The organism is Vibrio sp. Vb0888 (genome assembly GCF_033338835.1).
In the GTDB taxonomy this organism is placed as follows: domain Bacteria; phylum Pseudomonadota; class Gammaproteobacteria; order Enterobacterales; family Vibrionaceae; genus Vibrio; species Vibrio alginolyticus.
Window position 1 is genome coordinate 1 of sequence record NZ_JAWOTL010000204.1, and the last position, 1,213, is coordinate 1,213.

1 protein-coding gene and 1 pseudogene are annotated in these 1,213 nt (G+C 49.9%); one reads left to right on the forward strand and one right to left on the reverse strand.

The genetic code is table 11. The features are described from left to right. Positions 1–959 (forward strand): glycoside hydrolase domain-containing protein (locus tag R7P72_RS25030; protein ID WP_318110963.1); only part of this gene is annotated, 959 nt, incomplete at its 5' end. Between the two features lie 31 nt (positions 960–990). On the opposite strand, the pseudogene R7P72_RS25035 reads toward R7P72_RS25030, so the two are convergent. Continuing rightward, a pseudogene (locus tag R7P72_RS25035) lies at positions 991–1,213 on the reverse strand (2-nitropropane dioxygenase); the annotation flags it as partial.

Genomic DNA, 1,213 nt, shown 5'->3' on the forward strand with positions numbered 1-1,213 from the left:
GCTCTGAATCGTTCAAGAACTACTTCGATTACAACCCAGAACAATACGGCAAACTGCAAGACACCAAAGGCAACGCATTGGGTGCGACGGGCTTTATGCGTCCGGCTTACATGAACAGCGGCAGCAAGGTTTGGGCAAACAACCTGAAAGCCGAATGTTTGGACGAGAACATGGCGCTGTCTATCCCAGACGGTATGGACTACAACGGCTGTAAAGACCGCAAAGCACTCAACGAAAGTGACGTGTTCTGGCCTTACCGCGCCGAACACCGAGGCGAAGACTTTACTGAAGGCAACACATGGCAATGGACATGGTTTGCTCCGCACAACTTGAACGGTCTGGCTAACGTGATGGGCGGCGAGCACATCGACCGCACTGACTTCTCTCTTCCTGAAGACATAACCGAACAAGGCAAAGCAGCATTCTTAGCCAACTTGAATGCGCTGTTTAATGCGGACTCCAACGCCGATACGAGCCAATCACACGATATGTCGGGCTACATCGGTCAGTTCGTGATGGGTAACGAGCCAGATCATCACGTGCCTTACCTATACAACTGGACGGCAGAACCTTGGAAGACACAAGAAATCGTCGATCAAGCGATGAACGAGTTCTACCACCCAACCCATGAAGGTCTGATTGGTAACGAAGACGTCGGTCAGATGTCGGCGTGGTATGTGATGTCTGCATTGGGCTTCTACCAAGTCACTCCGGGCGAAGCAAGCTACACCATCGGTCGTCCTCTGTTCGACAAAGCCGTGATTCCAGTCGCGGACGGTAAATTCACCATCACCTCAGAAAACAACAGCCAAGAGAGCGTCTACGTGAAGTCGGTGACCATCAATGGCAAACAATTGAGTGACAACTTCAGCTTCGCGCACAGCGATTTGAAAGACGGTGGTGAACTGCATTTCGTTATGACTTCAGACAAATCTGAAGCGATGAAAGCGCCTCAATAACCTTCACTTGAAATGTGTTCCTCAGGCCAAATCAGTCTGAGGAACATAAGCTCAAATCAATCCCTTCCACTAATGACAGTGTCATTTCTGCTGCCGAAACTTCTTTGCAACCCGACGAATTTTGTCCGCACCACAACGGCGTAAATTCATCTCGGTTTTGCTTCTCCATAAGCGCTCTTAACTGAGTCATTTCAATGGATGCATATGGGAATTTCGGCGCAGACTCACAGATGTAGCCTAGCTCCGACATCGCG